This is a genomic window from Sphingobacterium sp. UBA5639, from assembly GCF_002421245.1.
Classification (GTDB): Bacteria; Bacteroidota; Bacteroidia; order Sphingobacteriales; family Sphingobacteriaceae; genus Sphingobacterium; species Sphingobacterium multivorum.
The window spans coordinates 403,850-423,996 of record NZ_DIJR01000005.1 but is presented as its reverse complement, the minus strand read 5'-3'; the positions used below and the strand labels follow the sequence as shown (position 1 = coordinate 423,996).

The 20,147-nt window shown below is 41.9% G+C and carries 13 protein-coding genes; 3 read left to right on the top strand and 10 right to left on the bottom strand.

Going from position 1 to position 20,147, the window contains the following annotated elements; genetic code table 11:
• Nucleotides 1–98: 98 nt before the first annotated feature.
• From B4Z90_RS05605 to B4Z90_RS05575, 7 genes are all read right to left on the bottom strand, one after another.
• Entirely contained in the window at nucleotides 99–881 is a 783-nt protein-coding gene (locus B4Z90_RS05605) for a zinc-dependent peptidase (RefSeq protein ID WP_070569750.1), read from the bottom strand.
• A gap of 1 nt (nucleotide 882) precedes the next feature.
• Nucleotides 883–1,653, bottom strand: coding sequence for a hypothetical protein (locus tag B4Z90_RS05600; RefSeq protein ID WP_159332893.1), 771 nt, complete (start codon nucleotides 1,651–1,653; stop codon nucleotides 883–885).
• A 155-nt stretch (nucleotides 1,654–1,808) separates the two neighbouring features.
• Nucleotides 1,809–3,092, bottom strand: a complete 1,284-nt coding sequence (locus tag B4Z90_RS05595) for a glucose-1-phosphate adenylyltransferase (RefSeq protein ID WP_070569746.1) — start codon at nucleotides 3,090–3,092, stop codon at nucleotides 1,809–1,811.
• A gap of 6 nt (nucleotides 3,093–3,098) precedes the next feature.
• The gene (locus B4Z90_RS05590) at nucleotides 3,099–4,511 is read right to left on the bottom strand and encodes a glycogen synthase (protein ID WP_115048071.1); all 1,413 of its coding nucleotides are present in this window, start codon (nucleotides 4,509–4,511) and stop codon (nucleotides 3,099–3,101) included.
• Between the two features lie 35 nt (nucleotides 4,512–4,546).
• Nucleotides 4,547–6,505 (bottom strand): 1,4-alpha-glucan branching protein GlgB, encoded by a 1,959-nt coding sequence (gene glgB / locus B4Z90_RS05585; protein WP_115048069.1) that lies wholly within the window; start codon nucleotides 6,503–6,505, stop codon nucleotides 4,547–4,549.
• Between the two features lie 3 nt (nucleotides 6,506–6,508).
• Nucleotides 6,509–8,968, bottom strand: coding sequence for a glycoside hydrolase family 31 protein (locus tag B4Z90_RS05580; protein ID WP_070569740.1), 2,460 nt, complete (start codon nucleotides 8,966–8,968; stop codon nucleotides 6,509–6,511).
• Between the two features lie 148 nt (nucleotides 8,969–9,116).
• Nucleotides 9,117–9,590, bottom strand: coding sequence for a Dps family protein (locus B4Z90_RS05575; protein WP_070569738.1), 474 nt, complete (start codon nucleotides 9,588–9,590; stop codon nucleotides 9,117–9,119).
• Between the two features lie 336 nt (nucleotides 9,591–9,926).
• Here B4Z90_RS05575 and B4Z90_RS05570 point away from each other — a divergent pair, with 336 nt between their 5' ends.
• Entirely contained in the window at nucleotides 9,927–11,606 is a 1,680-nt protein-coding gene (locus B4Z90_RS05570; RefSeq protein WP_159332892.1) for an RluA family pseudouridine synthase, read from the top strand.
• A 376-nt stretch (nucleotides 11,607–11,982) separates the two neighbouring features.
• Nucleotides 11,983–14,505, top strand: a complete 2,523-nt coding sequence (locus tag B4Z90_RS05565) for a DUF5686 and carboxypeptidase-like regulatory domain-containing protein (protein WP_115048067.1) — start codon at nucleotides 11,983–11,985, stop codon at nucleotides 14,503–14,505.
• Between the two features lie 394 nt (nucleotides 14,506–14,899).
• Here B4Z90_RS05565 and B4Z90_RS05560 read toward each other — a convergent pair whose 3' ends face one another.
• Both B4Z90_RS05560 and B4Z90_RS05555 read right to left on the bottom strand, forming a co-directional pair.
• A complete protein-coding gene (locus tag B4Z90_RS05560; protein WP_115048065.1) occupies nucleotides 14,900–16,582 on the bottom strand; it encodes a protein-disulfide reductase DsbD family protein in 1,683 nt (560 codons plus the stop codon).
• A 99-nt stretch (nucleotides 16,583–16,681) separates the two neighbouring features.
• Nucleotides 16,682–17,749: a PLP-dependent cysteine synthase family protein gene (locus B4Z90_RS05555; protein WP_115048063.1), complete on the bottom strand. Its 1,068-nt coding sequence runs from the start codon at nucleotides 17,747–17,749 to the stop codon at nucleotides 16,682–16,684.
• Nucleotides 17,750–17,909: 160 nt separating this feature from the next.
• Between B4Z90_RS05555 and B4Z90_RS05550 the strand changes: the two genes are divergently transcribed.
• Nucleotides 17,910–18,368, top strand: coding sequence for an Lrp/AsnC family transcriptional regulator (locus tag B4Z90_RS05550; protein WP_046675839.1), 459 nt, complete (start codon nucleotides 17,910–17,912; stop codon nucleotides 18,366–18,368).
• A 77-nt stretch (nucleotides 18,369–18,445) separates the two neighbouring features.
• On the opposite strand, the gene B4Z90_RS05545 is transcribed toward B4Z90_RS05550, so the two are convergent.
• Entirely contained in the window at nucleotides 18,446–20,122 is a 1,677-nt protein-coding gene (locus B4Z90_RS05545) for a PNGase F N-terminal domain-containing protein (RefSeq protein WP_070569727.1), read from the bottom strand.
• Between the last annotated feature and the right edge of the window lie 25 nt (nucleotides 20,123–20,147).

Sequence of the window (20,147 nt, the reverse complement as noted above, 5' to 3'; positions counted from 1 at the left end):
CGATGATCTTCTTTCCAGCCCAGGAGCAGGGTGCTCGCAGAAAAAAGGCAAACAACTTCTGTTTGCCTTAAAAATAGTAAAATTTTATTTATCTATAACTAACTTTGTTCAAAAATTTCAGAAAGTGCTTTATACAGTTCAGGATGATGGGTCTTGAATTTCGCTGGATCCTCAAAGAAATATTCAGAAGCAACTGCAAAAAACTCGGCTGGATTGGTCATGCCATAGACATCAATATCAGATTTATTCGCCTTTATTTTGGCAATCTCTTCTCGTATCAGATTCATAAAAGGAATGACTGAAGCTTTATCCATCAGATGTGTTGGAATGCCATCCACAGTACCATCGGTTTTATCGATCAAGTGTACAAATTCATGTATCGCTGTATTCTGTCCATCTTTTGGGTTCCTAAAACCATACTCCAATGCCGATTTGGACAATATCATTTGTCCGTTCATGGCTCCCTCACCTACCATTCCCATTATATTTCGGTCAGCATGGCCTTCAAATTCATACGCTGTATTGAACTGGGAAGGATAAACCATAATATTGGTCAAATTGGGATAAGTCCATTTCTTAAAGGCAAATATTGGGATAATTGCACTGGCGGCAATCATCATATAATCTTTCAGCTCAACCGCTACGCCCACACCTTCAATTTTGACCGTATCCAAAAATTTTAAACAGCGGGTTTCAAATTCCATTTTATCCGCATCGGACAGATTGCGGTAATAGGCAACTTCTTTTTCCAGAATTTCCTTTCCTTCGTCGCTTAATACACGTTTAATGGCTTTGCTGTTTTTGGCCGTACGATTTAACAGGTAATAAACAACATAAATGGTTACTGGTATAAGCAGTATAATAAATAGTTTTCCTAACATATTAGTTGATCTGTATCCATTTGGGATCCCGAGCCTGCAAATTACGCAAAAAGCCTTTAAAATGTGAGGTTCCGAATAAGATTAAAATCTTTTGCTGTGGGGCGTCAGCAACTAATGATGCCAGGTTTTCTTCCCTTTTTTTCATGACAAATTCTTTATCAAATTTGTTCTTTAAGGCTGCTTTGATCGGTTTACAGGAATAAGGTTCTTGGAGCGGTGTTTTGTAATCACAATCATCCAGTTTGATCGTACCATACAGGTATTCAAACTCGTCAAGCAATTTATTTTTGGGAATATCCGCATTCACCGCCGTTTCATAATTCACCAGGAAAAAGGAATAATCGGGCTGACTGATGATTCGTTGCCCCAGTTTACGGTACATGGGCGCCCGAAGAACCCGGGAGGTATCGCCCGGTATTTCAATACATTGCTGCAGCCCGAGCCGATTGCCTGTAAGTTTTCTAAATTTGCGGTCATACAGATCACGTTGTGCCGCACTATCCACCTGATAGGCGATACTTTCATAAAAAACAACATAGCCCGAACGTTGGAGGGAATCTACAGCGCGCTGAATTTGATCATAGTACACCCGCGTACCCAGATGCCGCATTGGAATATAAACGACTGATCGATCGCCATGGCGAAGCTCGAATTTTCGTGAGGCATCACGCAAGACACCTGTACCTTGAACCATCAATGACGTTTGGCAGCCCAAAAGAACAAACAACACAAAACAAAGGGAGATAATCTGTCTCAATCGCATACTACTCATTATAATATCTATTCTTTGCTAGCAAAGACAATACCATCTGACGTTAATTTGCCGGTATTAGGCAAATTTTGACTTCAGGTAATTACTTTTCAAGATACTTTTATATGAATAACATAAAATGATAACAATATATTATCTCCCTTGTTCTATAAATTTTATAAGCTTGTCAATCCTATTGTTGTTCCATTTGGAATTACAGCATTTTTTTTGATGACAACAATGCCGTCACAAATGGTATAGGTGGGGTGATTGGCGTTCAGCAAATGAGGTCCACCATTGATCCGGACATCGTTGCCGATACGACAATTTTTATCCAAAATAGCATTCTCAATATAACACCGTTCTCCAACACCGACCACAGGTATATTTTTACGCTTTGCTTCCTCCATATCGACGAGATCCTCATAATAATCTGATCCCATCATATAAGTACCGCGCACAACAGATCCTGTACCAATCCGTGAACGAACGCCCACGACGGAACGGTCTATTTTATCAGCTTGGATAATACAGCCATCCGAAATGACCGAATTGATTAATGTTGTACCCGAAATCTTAGAAGGCGGCAACATCCTTGGACGGGTGAAAACCGTATTTTTATCAAACAGATTGAAGGCCGGAATATTATCGGTCAAACCAATGTTGGCTTCATAGAAAGACCCTATGGTACCGATGTCTGTCCAATAGCCCTCAAATTGATAGCTAAGCACCCGACTTGTATCAATGGCATCGGGAATAATTTCTTTACCAAAATCCATTCCGCGATTCTCTTCAAGCATACGTTTCAGGACGCCTTTTGAAAAAACATAAATACCCATAGAGGCCAGAAATTCTCTGCCCTCACCCTTTAAATGATCGCTCACTTCTGAACTCCAGTCTACCAGCTGCTCGCTATTCGGCTTCTCGATAAAAGAGGTGATATGATTCTTTTCATCCGATTTCAGTATACCAAAACCGGTGGCATCTTTGGCGTTTACTGGTATAGTGGCAATGGTCAGGTCGCCTTCGTTTTCGACGTGGAAGTCAACCAGTGCATCAAAATCCATTTGATACAGCTGATCCCCTGATAAAATCAGTACATAGTCATAATCAATACTCGCCAGCTTCCGAAACGATCGTCGCACGGCATCGGCCGTACCCTCGAACCATTTGTCGCCATCGTTGGTCTGTTCAGCAGCCAGAATATCGACAAAGCCCTTGCTAAAAATACTAAAGTTGTAGGTATTCTTAATGTGGGAGTTGAGCGACGAAGAATTGAATTGTGTCAACACAAAAATCTTGTTAAAACCCGAATTAAGACAATTCGAGATGGGAATGTCCACCAAGCGATATTTCCCGGCAATGGGAACTGCTGGCTTAGACCGTTGATCGGTCAATGGATACAGACGTGAGCCCCTTCCTCCGCCCAAGACGATAGCTACTACATTATGACGTGACATATCAAATTACATTAATTGGTTATATAGACTTATATACTTCGCTGCAGATTTATCCCAAGAAAAATCCAACTGCATCATTTTACGTTGATTCTCCTCAAACTGCTTTTTACTATCGTAAAAATTTATAGCCCGAACAATCGCTGCACTAATTTCAGTGATTGTCAGACTATCAAAACCTATACCGTAGCCATCATTTTTCAGATCGATTACCGTATCTTTTAATCCCCCCACCTGATGCACGATCGGCAATGTACCGTACTTCATAGCATAGAGCTGATTAAGTCCACAAGGCTCAACACGGGAAGGCATTAAAAGAAAATCCGCACTGGCATAAAGCCAATGGGCCAGATTTTCATCATAACCAAAGAACACATCAAAATTATCAATTCCATCATCGACGAGTGATTTCACACGTGACTGGATCGCTGGGTCTCCGGCACCCAGTATAAATATACTTAATCTATCGTGATACTTCTCCGTCAAATCCAAAATTATCTCCGGAAGTAAATCCGCTCCTTTTTCTGTTGCAAATCGGCCGATAAAAACAAGCAACGGTCGATCTGGATTGATTTTATACTGCTTCGCCAAAGCCTCCTTATTTTTCAACTTTCCGGAAAAAGCTTGTACAGCATCGTAGTTTTCTAGCAAGGTATAATCAATTTTAGGATCCCAGATTTCCCAGTCAATTCCATTGACAATACCGACAGATTTATTTCGCTCATCATAAAACAGCTGCTGCAAACCATTGGCTTCCACATATAGCTCTTCCAGGTAACCTTCGGAAACCGTTGTGTACGCATCGCAACATTTAATGAGGGCTGCAAGCGGATTAATTAAACCATCCCAGTCCAATAGTCCCCATTTCCAACTATCGAAAGCGGGAAACAGAATAGCTTTACTCCAATGTGTCCAGCCCTGATACTGCCCATTGTGGACGGTGGCCACCGTTTTAACGTCGGCAAGAAAGTTATAGTCATTGCTATACCTCATCAAAAAAGGCATTAAGCCGACATGATGATCATGGCAATGCACAATATCAGGTACTATATTTTTATCCTTAAACCACGCCAAAACAGCATGTTGAAAGGCGATAAACTGCTCGCCTTCATCCGGATAACAATATACCTCCTGCCGATCGAGTTTACCTGGAATCTTAATCAGGTAGAGCTCAAATCCAAGTACCTGATGATCTTCCTTATAAACACTGTAGCGCAGCAATTCAGATCCTTGATAAAAAGTACCTTCATGAACTAGGCTAAAAGCATGATCCCTAACAAAAGGACGATCATACCAAGGCATGACAACCGCCGCCTCCCATCCCAGTTTGGTTTGGTATTTGGGCAGCGCGCCCACGACATCCGCGAGACCACCTACTTTGGCCACGGGATAACATTCTACACTCAAGTGAAATACGTTCATTCTTCTTTTACAGCATGAGATTTAATAACAAGATTTTATACAGGGATACGCTCGCCTTGTTTAATGGGATTGACTTCCTTTACCGCTCTCTTCCTTTTCAAAATATATCCGCCAAGCGGAGGTAAATGAACTTGAGCAGACTGTACCTGGTTCATCCAATGCAGGTGTTCACTATGAATGAGCAGCTGATGTATTCCAGAACCGAAATAGGTCAAATCATCCGAATTCAGCAGCACTTCCCATTCACCAGCGTAAGGTAAACCAATACGGAAATGTTCCCGAACAACAGGCGTTAAGTTAAGTACAACAACCGTATCATCCCAGGCGTCAAATCCCTTTCGCCAATAGACGACAACCGAATTTTCACGATCACCAGCATCTATCCATTCAAAGCCCGAAGCGTCAAAAGCCTTCTGGTAAAGACTTGGTTGGCTCCTATAAACCGTATTCAGGTCGGCTACAAATTGCTTCATACCCTGGTGTGGCGCAAATTCCAAAAGATGCCAATCAAGCGATTGGTTTACATTCCACTCCGAAGTCTGCCCAAATTCTCCGCCCATAAACAGCAATTTTGTTCCTGAAAAAGTATACATAAAGAGATACAATGCCCGCAGGTTGGCAAACTTTTGCCATTCATTGCCCGGCATCTTATAAATTAATGAATGCTTTCCGTAGACAACCTCATCATGTGACAGCGGTAGCATAAAATTTTCATGGAAAGCATATACTGTCGCAAAGGTCAGTCGATCATGATGATAGCTGCGATTAATCGGATCCTCTTTAAAATAATCCAATGTGTCATGCATCCAGCCCATCATCCATTTCATTCCAAACCCCAATCCACCAGCATAGGTTGGGCGACTGACACCTGGCCAGGAAGTCGATTCTTCCGCGATGGTCTGCACATGTGGGAAATGTCCGTAGACGGCCTCATTCAGTTCTTTTAAAAATTGTACCGCTTCAAGATTCTCATTTCCACCAAACTCATTGGCAATCCACTCGCCTGCGTTTCGACTATAATCCAAATAGAGCATAGAAGCAACCGCATCGACCCGAAGTCCATCGATATGAAAACGATCCAACCAATAAAATGCATTACTGATCAAAAAAGAACGCACTTCATTACGTCCGTAGTTGAAAATATAGGATTGCCAATCGGGATGAAACCCTTTCCGGGGATCTTCATGCTCGTATAAGCTCGTGCCATCAAAACGATAAAGACCATGTGCGTCACCTGGAAAATGTGACGGAACCCAATCCAGCAACACCCCTATCCCGGCGGCATGCAGCTCCTCAATCAGATACATGAGATCTTGTGCCGATCCGTAGCGTGAACTCGCAGCAAAATAGCCCGTTATCTGGTATCCCCAAGAAGGGTAATAGGGATGTTCCATCAGGGGCATAAATTCTACATGGGTAAAATTCATTTCCTTCACATAGGATACGAGCGCCACAGCGATTTCGCGGTAGTTGAGCAAAGTATCCGGACTTTCGGGATCCCGCGACCAAGATCCTAAATGCACTTCATAGACAGACCATGGTTGATCCAGCCTGTTTTTAACAGCCCTTTCCTGCATCCATTGCTTATCCTGCCACTCGAACCAGGTCGAATGAACAATGGAAGCAGTCTTTGGCGCGATCTCCCACTGAAAAGCAAAGGGGTCTCCTTTTTCAAGTTGTTCGCCAGTATAAGTCTCAATAACATACTTATACGCCTCCCCATTGCCAAGCCCCGGAATAAATCCCTCCCAGATTCCGCTACCATCCCAGCGCACATAGAGCGCGTGACGCGCTTTATCCCAAAAATTGAAGTTGCCGGTTACAAAGACCGATTTTGCATTTGGAGCCCAAACCGCAAAATAAACGCCTTTTTCACCATTGACTTCCAGCTCGTGTGAACCGAACTTTTTGTATAATTTGAAGTGCTTACCCGACTGGAATAAGGCGACATCAAATTCAGAAAATAGACTATGCGGAATTACTTCATTGGTCATGTTTTAACCTTCTATCAATATGTTATCAAATTCTCGTGCGACATTAATCCAATACCGCCCCTTATCATCTACTTGTACTTTTGTTTCAATACCATCGGTCTTCACCTTCTTAGCCTGAAAAGGCAAGCCGATTAACTGTAATTTATATTCCTCATATCGCTCCGTAAAAAGCCCATCTTGCGTCTGTTTAATCGACAGGGATTCTTTGAGCCCCGATACGGTAAAGCATTTTTCAAGATAAATATCCTGCTCATAGGCAAAGGTGTCGCCATGATCCGAATACACATACGAACGGGTTACACCTTCAGCGAAGTAAACATTGAGCTGCAGCTCCTCAATTTTCTTTTCACCAGTATATTGCATCACTGGATATTCGGGGATAACAGATCCCCCACGAATGAAAATCGGCATCTCATCAATCGGTGTAGGAACAGTATGTTCTTTACCGCCCACGTAGGTTTCATGATTGAAATAATAAAACCAAGTACCTTCAGGCAGATAGACAATCTTGCTTTTTTGTCCCGGCTGCAAAACTGGGGATACCAATATTTTATCCCCAAAACAGAATTCCTCCTCACGTTGCCAATTGGTCGGTATATGCTGTTCGACCATGGAAATCGGACGTAATATGGGAAAACCATACTTCGTTTGCTCCCAAAAACAGGTATAGATATACGGCAACAACTTATAACGGAGTTCGATAAATTTCCGATTGATCTTTTCCCAATCCTCCCCAAAACTCCAGGGCTCCCGGTCGCGGGTATCGCCAGCGGAATGCACACGCATAAAAGGCGAGAAAACGCCAAATTGCATCCATCGCGTAAATAACTCACCGTCGGGTTCACCCGTAAACCCACCGATATCCGTTCCACAAAAGGACATGCCCGAAGTCGACAAACGCTGTAACTGCAAGGTTCCCAACTTGAGATGTTCCCAACTCGCCAAATTATCGCCGGTCCAGACCGAAGAATAGCGTTGTGTTCCCGCATAAGCCGCTCGGGTGATGGTAAATGGCCGTTTATTTTTATACAATTTCTTTAAACCATCATAGGTTGCCCGGACCATCTGCATGCCGTAGATATTATGTGCCTTACGATGCGAGCCCCGATGCCCGTCATATTGGTGACGTACATCGTCGGGGAACGTTCCGCGGCCAAATACGGCCGGTTCATTCATATCGTTCCAGAAGCCAGCCACGCCATCTTCCACAAGGCCCTGATATAAGGTGCCCCACCATTGACGAACCTCCGGATTGGTAAAATCAGGAAATTGACAACGTCCCGGCCACACAAATCCTTCCATAAAATAATCATCCCCGCGGCGACAGAAATACCTATTTTCCTTTCCTTCCCTGAACACCCAGTAGTTCTCATCAACCTTGATGCCCGGGTCGATCATCACCACCGTTTTAAAGCCATCATTGGCCAAATCGCTGATCATATTCTTAGGATTGGGAAAATACTGCTTGTTCCAGGTAAAACAGCGGTATCCTTCCATGTAATCGATATCAAGATAAATCGCATCACAGGGGATCTGTCGCTTCCGAAACTCCTCAGCAACCTTCCGGACATTCGCTTCGGGATAATAACTCCAGCGACACTGATGGTAACCAATTGCCCACAGCGGTGGCAGGTAATGCGTACCTGTCAGCGTATGATAGCGACGGATGACGTCGATAATATGTGGACCATGGATGTAGTAGTACTGCAGTTCCCCTCCTTCGGACCAAAAGCTTGTTTTTCCCGGATCTTCCGCGGCGAAATCAAAATACGTTTTAAAGGTATTGTCAAAGAATATACCGTAGGCTTCACCATCTTTTAAACCAATATAAAACGGAATAGTTTTATAAAGTGGATCCTGATCGTAAGCAAAAGCATAAGTATCTGAATTCCAATTTTTAAGTCTTTTACCTCTCAGGTTCAATTTAGTGGCCTTATCCCCCAGTCCATAAAAAGCTTCGTTTTCAAAGGCCACTTTTGTGCTATATACATAATAGCCTCCAAAATCAGGGTTTTCCTCCCAGTGCATCGGCGCCAAATCTGCATTGAACAGTTTACCTGAACGATCAGCAAAAGAAATCAAAAAGTCATTCTTATTGATCTTACAGGAAATAGTATTCGTATGCACCAGATAATGATCTGCCTCTTCCTTGCATTGATGTATACTGACGCGGTGATCTTTCTTGGCCAAGGCATACGAAAAATCCTCCAAAAAAGTCCCTTGTGGAGCCAGCCGTACCCGCACGATCTCATCCGTGACGATCTTAATTTCTACCTTGGCTTTGCCGTCAGAAAAATAATAAGACTTATCGTTTTGATTGTGGGCTACTATCGTTTCAAGGTATTTCTTTTCAATTTTCGGTAAATCCAATACCGGATTATTCACATGATGCATACTCTCCAAAGTACCATCATTTTCCTCCTCATGTAGTGTGGTTTGATTTAGGTTGTCGTCTTCAAGCATAATTGTAATATGTTAAAAAGTTTCTGAAGGCTTAATTCCTCTTTAAGATAGAAAATTAATCCTGCGCTGACAACAAAACACAAAAAAAAATCCCGCCTATTGGGATAGACGGGATTTTTTTCAATACCTGTGGATAAACTTCTACAGCTTACTTAACAAAATGCGCACGAAGCATCCAGGCCATCTTTTCATGCTTTTCCAATAGTCCAACCAAAAAGTCCTCCGTACCATTATCTGAAGTGCCTTCAACCACAGAAATGTCGGCACGAATTGACATCGCTATAGCTTCATGGTCAGCCAACAATTCTTTGTAATAGGACTGACTGTCGGTTTTTTCTGAAGTAGACTCCGTTAAACGAGTCAATTTCAAATATTTATCAAAGGTACCTACCGCATAATGCCCTAAAGTACGTACACGTTCTGCTACTTCATCGATCACTTCAGCTAGTTCATCGTATTGTGATTCCAAAAATAAGTGAGCAGCATGAAAATCCGCACCTTCCACATTCCAATGCGCGTTACGCGTCTTCATGTAGACAATGTGTTCATCTGCCAACAGCACATTTAACAACTTTGCAACTTTTTTCAAGTCCGCATCTTTAATTCCAATTGAAGTTTTCATATTATAATCTTTTGTTAACTATATGTTTTAAATGCTTAGTTAAATTTACCCAAAAATGCGGTAAAAACCAAATAAAAGCCAGTCAAATTCACAACAATTACCTCACCCCACTATACCAAACCAGACTTACATTTCGTATTACTGCAAAGCGTTTGCTAGACTGAAAAAATGAAAAGCGAAGGCTGCACCGACAGTGTTCTTTGTAGAAACAGATAAGACCTAGATTGTACCTTATGAACGAAACATTTCAAACAAAAATCGATCAAGCTATTATTTAAAGCACATAATGTTGTATTTTTGCAGACATCTTTATTTTGAGGGAAAGCTGCGGACAACATGGACAACAATACCTATTTTCACAAATTCAAACAGGATATTTCAGCGATTGAACTTCCAACACGATTTACCTTCCCATTTTGCTATGAACCGCACCCCCTCGCCGTAACCGCCGCAAAAGAACTTCAATATTACATCGAAACACAAGAGGACTGGACCCACAATTTTGGCCTGGACAGCGCCATGGAGGGCCTCGCTATTGGAAAAATGTTCGGTGTGCTGGTTGTCAGAAACCAACACAATGAGCTTGGCTACCTTGCCGCTGTTTCGGGAAAACTGGCCGGAAGCAACAAACACCGCTATTTTGTACCGCCAATATTCGATATGTTGGAAGAAAACAGTTTTTTTCTAAACGAAGAGGTGCATCTCAATGCACTGAACCGCAAAATAGAAAGGCTTGAAAATAGTGAAGAGCTAGCAGACACGCAGCGTAATCTTGACCGGTTAAAAAATGAATGGGATAAGTCGCTCGATGAGCTAAAATCGAAATTAAGAACCCAAAAGAAGGAACGAAAAGAAACCCGTACAAAACTGAAGGTCAGTTTATCCGATGCGGAATATGAATTATTGATGGAAGACATGTGGAGCCAGAGTTTAAAAGACAAACAACAGCTTCAGCGCTTTCAATATGACATGCATTTGGCTCTGGAAACAGAGAGTAACCATTTACAACAATTGCTATCTACGATTACCGCGCTAAAAGAGGAACGCAAAACACGCTCAGGCAATCTGCAAAAACAGCTTTTCGAACAATATAATTTTCGCAATGCAAAAGGGCAACGCAAGAATGTCGTCGACATATTCCATGAATTTGACACGATAACTCCGCCTGCGGGATCGGGGGAATGCGCTGCGCCAAAACTGCTGCAATATGCATATGAAAACCAGTTAACACCCCTAGCTTTGGCCGAATTTTGGTGGGGCTGCTCCCCTGCATCTGAAATACGCAGGCACAAAAACTACTATCCGGCATGCCGCAAAAAATGTGAACCGATTTTAGGGTATATGCTCCAAGGCTTGGTCGTAGATCCGAATCCCATGCAGCAGGAAACGACCTTGGATATCGCACTTCCTCAAATTTATGAGGATGAAGATATTATCATCATCAACAAACCAGCAGAATTTCTTTCTGTACCAGGAATATATGTCAAGGATTCGGTCTACAACCGTATTCTTCAACGTTATCCAAAAGCAGGCCCGATTATTATCCACCGCCTGGATATGTCGACATCCGGCCTATTGGTTGTTGCCAAAAACAAAGAAGCGCATAAATTTATTCAGGATCAATTTATTCAGCATACCATCAAAAAAACATACATTGCCTTACTTGATGGTATTATCGAAGCTCCATCCGGCTTGATCGACCTCCCTCTTCGCGTCGATCTGGATGATAGACCCCGACAAATGGTCTGCTACACCTATGGCAAGCCAGCGCAGACAAAATGGGTAAAAATTGCGATAGAGAATAATCAAACGAGGGTCAGGTTTTATCCCTTGACTGGCCGAACCCACCAGCTCCGCATGCATGCCGTGCACCCCAATGGGCTAAATACACCTATTGTTGGTGACGATCTCTATGGCAAAAAAGCTAATAGATTACACCTTCATGCCGCTTCAATTACCTTTATACACCCTCGTTTCAAAAAAGAAATGACCTTCGAAATCGAGCCAGATTTTTAATAGCGCTGACTATATCGTTACAAAAGTCAGTAAATAAAGTAGCGGAAAATCATCGCCAAGTCAAAATGTAATGTGAAAATTATTGACCCAAATCAATAATTTAACATAAACAACTCACAAACAAATACTTACGAACAAATGTAATTCAACTACTTTCCTTTATTACATTACAATAAAATTTTAATTATTCTTAATTTTTTGTTTCCTTTGTTCACTGATTTTTTGATTTTAATACCTATAAAGTCAAAAATAAAGTAGAAACAGGAAAACAATTTTGAATTTTCAAGATTATAGCAATATAATGAGAGCTAAAATAGACGCAACAACCTTCATAACTAAACTCTTTTTTTCGATAACGCTCGTACTAACGGTGTCCATGGCTTTTGCCCAAAACAAGACCGTAACCGGTACAGTTAAAGATGCAAAGACCAAGAATCCTATACCCTATGCTACCGTAGCCGTCGTTGGCGCTCCGGCTTCTGCTGGAACCACGACGTCGACCAATGCAAATGGTGAATTTAAACTTGTCTTTCCAACATCGTATGTAAAAATCAGAGCAAGTTACATTGGGTATGACAGCAAAGACGCTTTTGTTACGAATGATGCAACGCAAACAAAAGAAATTCTGATGGATCAACAGGACAACATGCTGGAAGAAGTTGTTGTCAAGGCCACAAAGAAAAAATACAGCAACAAAGATAATCCTGCTGTCGCACTGATCCGAAAAGTCATCGAGAATAAGGAGAAAAATAGACTTTCAGGACAACAATATGCTGAATTTGACCAGTATGAGAAGATGTCTTTAGGACTGAGCAATCTTTCGGAGAAATTCGTCAATAAAAAAATATTCAAAAACTATCAATTTCTTTTTGAAACGGACGACTCCGCTAAAACAGCCAACAAATATGTTTTGCCTGCCTTTATTGAAGAAAAAATGTCCAAGGTATATTACCGTAAAGATCCAAGCAAAACCAAACAGTATATCCTTGGTGACCAACGGGCACAATTTGACCCTAGATTTATTGATAATGATGGTCTGACAGCCTACTTCAATAAACTGTACGAACAAGTTGATATTTACGACAACAACATTTCATTGGTTACCAATCAGTTTTTAAGTCCAATTGCTAATTCCGCTCCTACTTTTTATAAGTTTTTTATAACGGATACCATTAAGACTGTTCAACCCTGGTTGGTCGAATTAAGCTTCTTTCCACGCAACAAGGCCGACATGTTATTTAAAGGTCAACTGTATGTGACGTTAGACGGCAATTATGCGGTGCAGGGCGCCAATATGACTGTGGCCGATGATATCAATCTAAACTTTGTACGTGACCTTCAGATACAGCTTAAATTTGAGAAAGACAGCAAAAGTCGCTTCTACCTAAAAACAAGTACCCTGGGTATCGATTTTTCTTTAACGGAAAAAGGCATGGGGATCCGCGGAAGTCGTACAGTTGATTACAACAATTACAAAGTCGGCATTCAGCGTCCTGATAGTACCTATGATGGTCCATCTACGGTCATTGCCTATAATGTAGAAAATAAGAAAGCGATTAAAACATTGTTTGAAACACAACGTCCGCTTGTCCTTGCGCAAAACGAACTGAATATTTATCATAATATTGATACCTTACAAAAGATCCCTTCATTCCGTTCGTTCATGGATATCGCTGCCTTATTGCTGTCAGGATACAAACAGGCCGGCCCAGTTGAGATCGGTCCAGTCAATACATTCTATAGCTTTAATCCCGTAGAAGGTTTCCGTTTACGTGTCGGCGGACGTACAACAGAAGCGCTAAGCAAGCGTTTCTATGCTGAATCGTATGCGGCCTATGGTTTTAAAGATCAGAAATGGAAATACTTTTTCAGCGGTACCTACGCATTTAACAACAAATCGGTCTACTCCTTCCCAATGCACTACATCAGGGCCTCTTATAAAAAGGATACGAAGATTCCTGGACAAAAACTGGAATTTATTCAGGAAGACAACTTCTTGCTGTCTTTCAAACGCGGTGATAATGACCGTTACATTTATGAGACAAATTACGGCTTAGAGTATAAAAAAGAATTTTTAAACCACTTGGCTATTGGCGCGGCATTCAATATCAACAGACAAACACCTGCTGGAAGCCTTACCTACCAGATGGTAGATGCCAACAATGAAAGTAGACTGTTTAATGAATTGAACTCGACAGAAGTATCCGTAAATTTCAGATATGCTCCACATGAAGAGTTCTATCAAGGCAAGATTTACCGGACACCTATATTCAATCAATATCCGATCTTCACGCTCAATTATACTGCTGGAATCAAAGGATTGGCTAAAGGTGAATACAATTATCACAACTTTAATGTTGGTGCATTCAAACGCTTTTATTTTAGTCAATTTGGATTTGCTGACGTAACAGCTGAAGGCAACTATATTGCAGGTAAAGAGATCCCATTCCCTTTCTTGACAATCCATCGTGCCAATCAGACCTATGCTTATCAATTGAACTCGTATAACTTAATGAACTTCCTGGAGTTTGTTAGTGACCACAATGCCTCATTGAACGTGCAGTATTACATGAACGGTTTTCTGTTGAATAAAATTCCTTTGATCAAAAAGCTTAAATTACGTGAAGTATTTAGCTTCAAAGGTGTATATGGCGGACTGCGCAAGGAAAACAATCCTGACGATCCTAACTATGGCTCAAAGGTATTCACTTGGCAGCACAATGCAGAAGGTGTACAGAGTTCTTATACCTTCGGTTCAGAACCTTATATGGAAGCCAGTATCGGTCTATCCAACATTTTTAAAATATTACGCGTGGACTACGTAAAACGTCTAAATTATCTTGATCACGTCGATGCACCAGCTTGGGGTATTCGTGCGCGGGTCAGATTTGACTTCTAATAGTTTCCATAAATTTATAGTATAATTTGAAGCCCTGTTCATATAAATGACGGGGCTTCTTTTTTTGCCCTAGGCTTCCGCAACATAGGCTCCCCCGCCAACGATTTCTGGACGAAATAGCGGGGAAAGCTTCGTACCTGCTTCGTACCTTATTCGGAGATACAACAGATGTTGTACAGATGTTGATCAGATTCCGACCAGCCCCTGACCAGGAATTACCTGGTCAGGGGCTGGTCAATATTTATTGCAAGATTGTCGCCTTCCGAAGCTGGTACGAACACAATACGAGGAAAGCCCCACTGCATCAGGCCTGCAGACACAAAAACCGATGGCTTATGAACAAAAAAATCCCCCTTGCATAGTACAAGGAGGATAAAATAGCATATGACGATGGTTAGTTTTTATGTTTAAATGCATCCACACCACTTTGTAGGAATGCCTTGTACTCTTCTACATTGTAGTTGGCACCACTCTGGGGCACCAGTTTTTTGCCCGTCGGATCGACAATAACGTACAGCGGCTGCGAATTGCTATCGAATGTAGCCGCTTGAAAATCGCTGTTTTTCTTGCCGATGGTATTGATCTTTTTGCCACTATACTTTGAAACAAATTGTTCGTTTGCAGCCAGCTCGGTTTTATCATCCACAAAAAGTTCGGCCATCACAAATTCTTCTTTTAATAATTTTGCCACAGCTTTGTCCGTCCAGACATTCGCTTCCATTTTACGACAATTGACACAATTCCAGCCCGTAAAATCAATTAAAACAGGCTTGTTTAATTCTTTAGCCGTAGCTAAGGCCTGGTCGTAATCATAATAAGGATCAAATCCCTTAGGCGTGCCTCTGTCATGAAAAATTTCAGCATATTTTTTCACCTTTCCATCTGAATGCGCAACAGCTCCGGCACTTACACCCGAAGAAAGATCAAAATCTTGTGTTGCCGATGGCGGTAAAAAAGCGGAAATTGATTTTAAAGGCGCTCCCCATAAACCTGGCACCATATAGACCACAAAAGAAAAAACAACAATGGCCAAAATAGTTCGAGGAACAGACAGGAATTTCAGCTCACTATCATGGGAGAACTTGATCTTGCCAATCAGGTATAGCCCCATCAACGCAAAAATAGCAATCCATAGCGACAGGAACACCTCTCTATCCAACAAGTTCCAGTGGTAAGCTAGGTCGACATTGGATAAAAATTTCAACGCTAAAGCGAGTTCCAAAAAGCCTAAAACGACTTTTACACTATTCAGCCAACCGCCAGATTTCGGCAAGGATTTAAGCATCGAAGGAAACATCGCGAACAAACCAAAAGGAATGGCCAAGGCAATGGAGAATCCCAGCATCCCAACTGCTGGACCCAATCTCTCGCCTTTCGAAGCTGCCTCAACCAACAGTGTCCCTATAATCGGTCCCGTACAAGAAAATGAAACCAAGGACAAACTGAAGGCCATAAAGAACAACCCCACTAATCCACCTTTATCCGATTTGGCATCCATTTTATTGACAAAGGAGCTTGGCAAGGTAATTTCAAAAGCACCAAAAAAAGATGCCGCAAAGCCCACCAACAACAAAAAGAAAATGAAGTTGAAGATACCGTTGGTGGAAAGTGCATTGAGTGCATCAGACCCGAATGCGATCGTGATAATCATCCCCAGAGCCACATAAATCACAATAATAAATAATCCATATAACAGGGCTTTACTAATACCACTGGCACGACTCCCCGCCTGTTTGGTAAAATAACTCACCGCCAGCGGTAACATCGGAAAAATACAAGGCATCAATAAAGCGGCAAAACCGCCTAAAAGGCCCGCAATAAAGATACTCCACAGCGATTTTTTGCCTTCTGCCCCAGCTTTGTCTACGATTGTCCCAGCTACCGATTTCATCTGGGCGGAATCGGCTTTTACGGTAGCGGTATCTGGAGACTCCTCAAAGGACAGTGAATCGGGACTTATCGTACCATCCGTAAACTCAAGCCCCTCCAACGTGTTTGTTGTATCCGCTTGGGCAAACATTGCCACAGGCGCAACCAACAACAACAAAAGGATTAATAATTTAAAATTGACTTTCATGTTGTGTTATTCTTAGGTATAAATTGGTTTTTGAATAAATGAAACCCGAGGAGCTAGAGACTCCCCGAGTTAACTATAAACATATGAAACTAAATCTTTTTAAGCACCAAATACCGGATTTGCCAATCTGCAGATCGGTTGAAAACCCGAGAAATCAACGTCCGTAGAAAGATACCCTTCTTTTACCGGCTCCTCTTTCACCAAATCGGTACTTAGGTATTTTTTGTTATCATCACAAAGTAAGGTCACCACGACAGCTTCATCGCCCAGCTCCTGCTGTAATTTAATCGCTCCGATTACATTTGCTCCCGAAGAGATTCCAACAGCCAATCCCAATTGGCGCGATAGCTTCTGCGCCATGATAATGGAGTCGCCATCGTTGGCACATACGACCGTATCGAGTTCATCCAAATCCACAATGGCAGGAATAAACTCATCAGATATTCCCTGAATACGGTGTGAACCTACCTTATGCCCTGTAGTTAAGGTTGGACTTTCTGCCGGTTCTAGCGGATGGACGCGGACATTTGGGTTTACCTTTCTTAAGCTTCTACCTACACCCATGACCGTACCACCAGTTCCCACACCAGCAACAAAAGCATCAGCAACTAAGCCCTGTTCCTCCAGTTGCTTTACAATCTCGTAACCGGTGGTTTTCTCATGCGCTTCGGCATTATATTGATTCTCGAATTGGCGTGGAAGAAAAACACCGCCCTTTGCAGCAAGCTCTTCACTTAAACGAATACTTCCTAAAAAACCACCTTCTTCTTTGCTTATCAGCTGTATATCGGCACCCATGCTGCGAATAATATCGGTACGCTCCTTACTCAACCAATTGGGCATAATAATCTTTACCTGATGACCAAGTGCTTTACCGATTGCTGAAAAGGCAATCCCTGTGTTGCCACTTGTGGCTTCAATGACAACATCACTCGGCCGGATCTGACAATTCATATACGCTTTGTATAAAATATAAAGCGCCATCCGATCCTTAATGCTACCAGTCAGATTGTAGTTCTCACATTTCACGAAAATTCGTCCGGGTTTACCTTTGTAAGTATACTGTAGTTCCAACATCGGTGTATTTCCGACCAATCTCCACAGATGTTTGAATCTCTTGTCCAATGCAGGTGACAAACACGCACTTAATAATTCTTGTTCAGCCATTTCTTATAAATGATTATTCTGTTGCAAAATTGACCATCGACAAGATAATATTCAACACATCACTATAATTTCAATAAAAATTAAATTAAAAGATATAAAAACCAATAAATAATTCAGAACAATAGCGTATTTTTACAACCGTACCGAAAATATTCAGATTATGGAATTGGATGAAATAGATGTAAAATTATTACGCCTCCTACAACAAGATGCCTCCATGAGCAATAAAGCGCTATCCTTTGAACTTAACAAATCTATCGCTGCTGTTCACGAACGCGTTAGAAAGCTAAAGCGGTTGGGCTACATCAAAAAAACGGTGGCAATTTTGGACCGCCACAAGATAGGCATTGGGTTAATTTCCTTTTCTCAGGTCTTTCTCAAGGCGCATACTTTTGAAGTGTTGAATGAATTCGAAAAAGAGGTAGCTAAATTTCCCGAGGTGATGGAATGCTACCAAATGGCGGGTTCTTACGACTTTATGTTACGTATCGCAACCAAAGATATGGATGCTTATCATATTTTTCTGCGGCATCGACTGGCCGTACTACCGCAAGTAAATACCGTACAGACCTACTTTGTATTATCGGAGACAAAAAGCGAGACGGCCTACCCCCTTTAATCTTTGTCTTAAAAACCCAAGGAATATTGCTGTCATATGCAATAGCATTATTGCATATGACAGCAATGAAAAACTAATTAATCGAACAACAAGGTTCCTGTCACATTCCAGCTACTAAAACTTGTTCCTTCAGGAGCTCCCTGTGGAATCTGCACCTGCATCGTATGGTCACCTGCTTTTAAATCCCCCAGATCAATGTAGATTGGTGGTGTTACTGTACCCGGGCACCAATTGGAGCGGCTTAGATCGGATGAAGACAGACCTGTGGCAAAATTGCCTGAAGCTGGGTTTGACAAACGGTACGAGCCACAATCATTACGCCACGGCGTGTATTTAAAGCGTAATGAATTGTCTAGGAAAATGCGGTTTTCCTTCGGCACAAACTCATCACCATTGCCCCAGCCTCCATGCCCTGTGGTAATGTAGCGTAATTGCACGTTTTTAGCGTCCTGGTCCAAATGAAACGAAACAGTAAGACCTTTCTCCTTATCAAACATAGATCCATACTCCTGGCCGCCCATTTCCATAACGTTGGTTGTGGTGAATAAAGACATCGTCTTTTTCAGACTACCTTTTGACTCGGCATCGAAACCCGGATGCACCGTCAGCTCCACACTCACCTCATGTCCATTTTTATCATAATTGCCAATGAAGGCGCCTACATAGATTTCCTGCTCGCTCAACAGACCAGCCAGTTCCGTTACGTCCTGACGGTACAGCACCGAATCTTGCCAAACCTTATCCTTTAACTGAAGATAGTTAAACTGCTTAACACCAAAGGGTGTAAAGAAACGCATCAATTCAACAATAGGTTCAAAAGATGCTGTTTTTACAACGCCTTGATAAGCTTTACCATTTCCATTTTCGTACTTAGGCAGGGTACCCATACCATTTTTCATGCCATCCAAAAAGCTCTGCGCTTTGTTGGTCGGGATGATAAAAACTGACCCGGTGCGATCGTAGGCATCACCTTTCGATTGTTCGACCAACTGCACAAATACATTATCGCTAGTCTTTATTTTTGGGATTTTCACCTTTTTTACCAAAACAGTCCCATTGGCAAAACGCAAAACAGAATCCGACTTTACATCATCCGCAAAACGTATACGCTCCTTCCGAAAAATAGGTATTTGGATAAAACGATTTTTCCAGATCAGATCTTTATACGAGAGTTCATCGTACAATTTTTCATTTCCTTTTAGCCGCAGTTGATCCGGTATCGTCTTGACCTTTTCTACTTTGGTGGCAAAAGTCCGTGTATTCCCATTGCGGATTACCTCAAGTACCAAACCAAGATCCTGACCAAGTTCCGTGGGTGCACCTTTTACCCCTAATTTATCGGTATACCAAACTTCTATTTTATTGGAATTGATGCTGGTCTCTACTTTTTTGCAGGGATAGCCCAAGATTGTTTTAGTCTCGTTTGTCGTGTTAAACTTTTGCTTCGAAAGCGCGAGCGAATCTTTGGTTAGAATGATTGATCCATCTTTGAGTTTAGCAATTTTAAGTAAGGCATTGCCTCCGGAACGCTCCACCACAACCCGTTCGTATGGCGGCGCCAACTGTCCCTGCATTTCCTTCGCTGAACTGACAAAAGTCTCCTTTTCATTGGCATAGACGAGGATGGCATTTTGATTGGCAGCTGTATTCCCATTGAAACTTTGGTTATATTGAATGACATAACTCGACAGCTTTTGCGCCTGCGACGACAATGACAAACATAAAATAGAGGTAAAAAGAATACTTTTCTTCATAGCATGTGTATTGGTTTAGATGCAA

Coding starts and splice junctions, on each gene's coding strand:
- B4Z90_RS05605 (WP_070569750.1), bottom strand. CDS start 881: ATGTTAGGAAAACTATTTATTATACTGCTTATACCAGTAACCATTTAT.
- B4Z90_RS05600 (WP_159332893.1), bottom strand. CDS start 1,653: ATGAGTAGTATGCGATTGAGACAGATTATCTCCCTTTGTTTTGTGTTG.
- B4Z90_RS05595 (WP_070569746.1), bottom strand. CDS start 3,092: ATGTCACGTCATAATGTAGTAGCTATCGTCTTGGGCGGAGGAAGGGGC.
- B4Z90_RS05590 (WP_115048071.1), bottom strand. CDS start 4,511: ATGAACGTATTTCACTTGAGTGTAGAATGTTATCCCGTGGCCAAAGTA.
- glgB (WP_115048069.1), bottom strand. CDS start 6,505: ATGACCAATGAAGTAATTCCGCATAGTCTATTTTCTGAATTTGATGTC.
- B4Z90_RS05580 (WP_070569740.1), bottom strand. CDS start 8,968: ATGCTTGAAGACGACAACCTAAATCAAACCACACTACATGAGGAGGAA.
- B4Z90_RS05575 (WP_070569738.1), bottom strand. CDS start 9,590: ATGAAAACTTCAATTGGAATTAAAGATGCGGACTTGAAAAAAGTTGCA.
- B4Z90_RS05570 (WP_159332892.1), top strand. CDS start 9,927: ATGGACAACAATACCTATTTTCACAAATTCAAACAGGATATTTCAGCG.
- B4Z90_RS05565 (WP_115048067.1), top strand. CDS start 11,983: ATGGCTTTTGCCCAAAACAAGACCGTAACCGGTACAGTTAAAGATGCA.
- B4Z90_RS05560 (WP_115048065.1), bottom strand. CDS start 16,582: ATGAAAGTCAATTTTAAATTATTAATCCTTTTGTTGTTGTTGGTTGCG.
- B4Z90_RS05555 (WP_115048063.1), bottom strand. CDS start 17,749: ATGGCTGAACAAGAATTATTAAGTGCGTGTTTGTCACCTGCATTGGAC.
- B4Z90_RS05550 (WP_046675839.1), top strand. CDS start 17,910: ATGGAATTGGATGAAATAGATGTAAAATTATTACGCCTCCTACAACAA.
- B4Z90_RS05545 (WP_070569727.1), bottom strand. CDS start 20,122: ATGAAGAAAAGTATTCTTTTTACCTCTATTTTATGTTTGTCATTGTCG.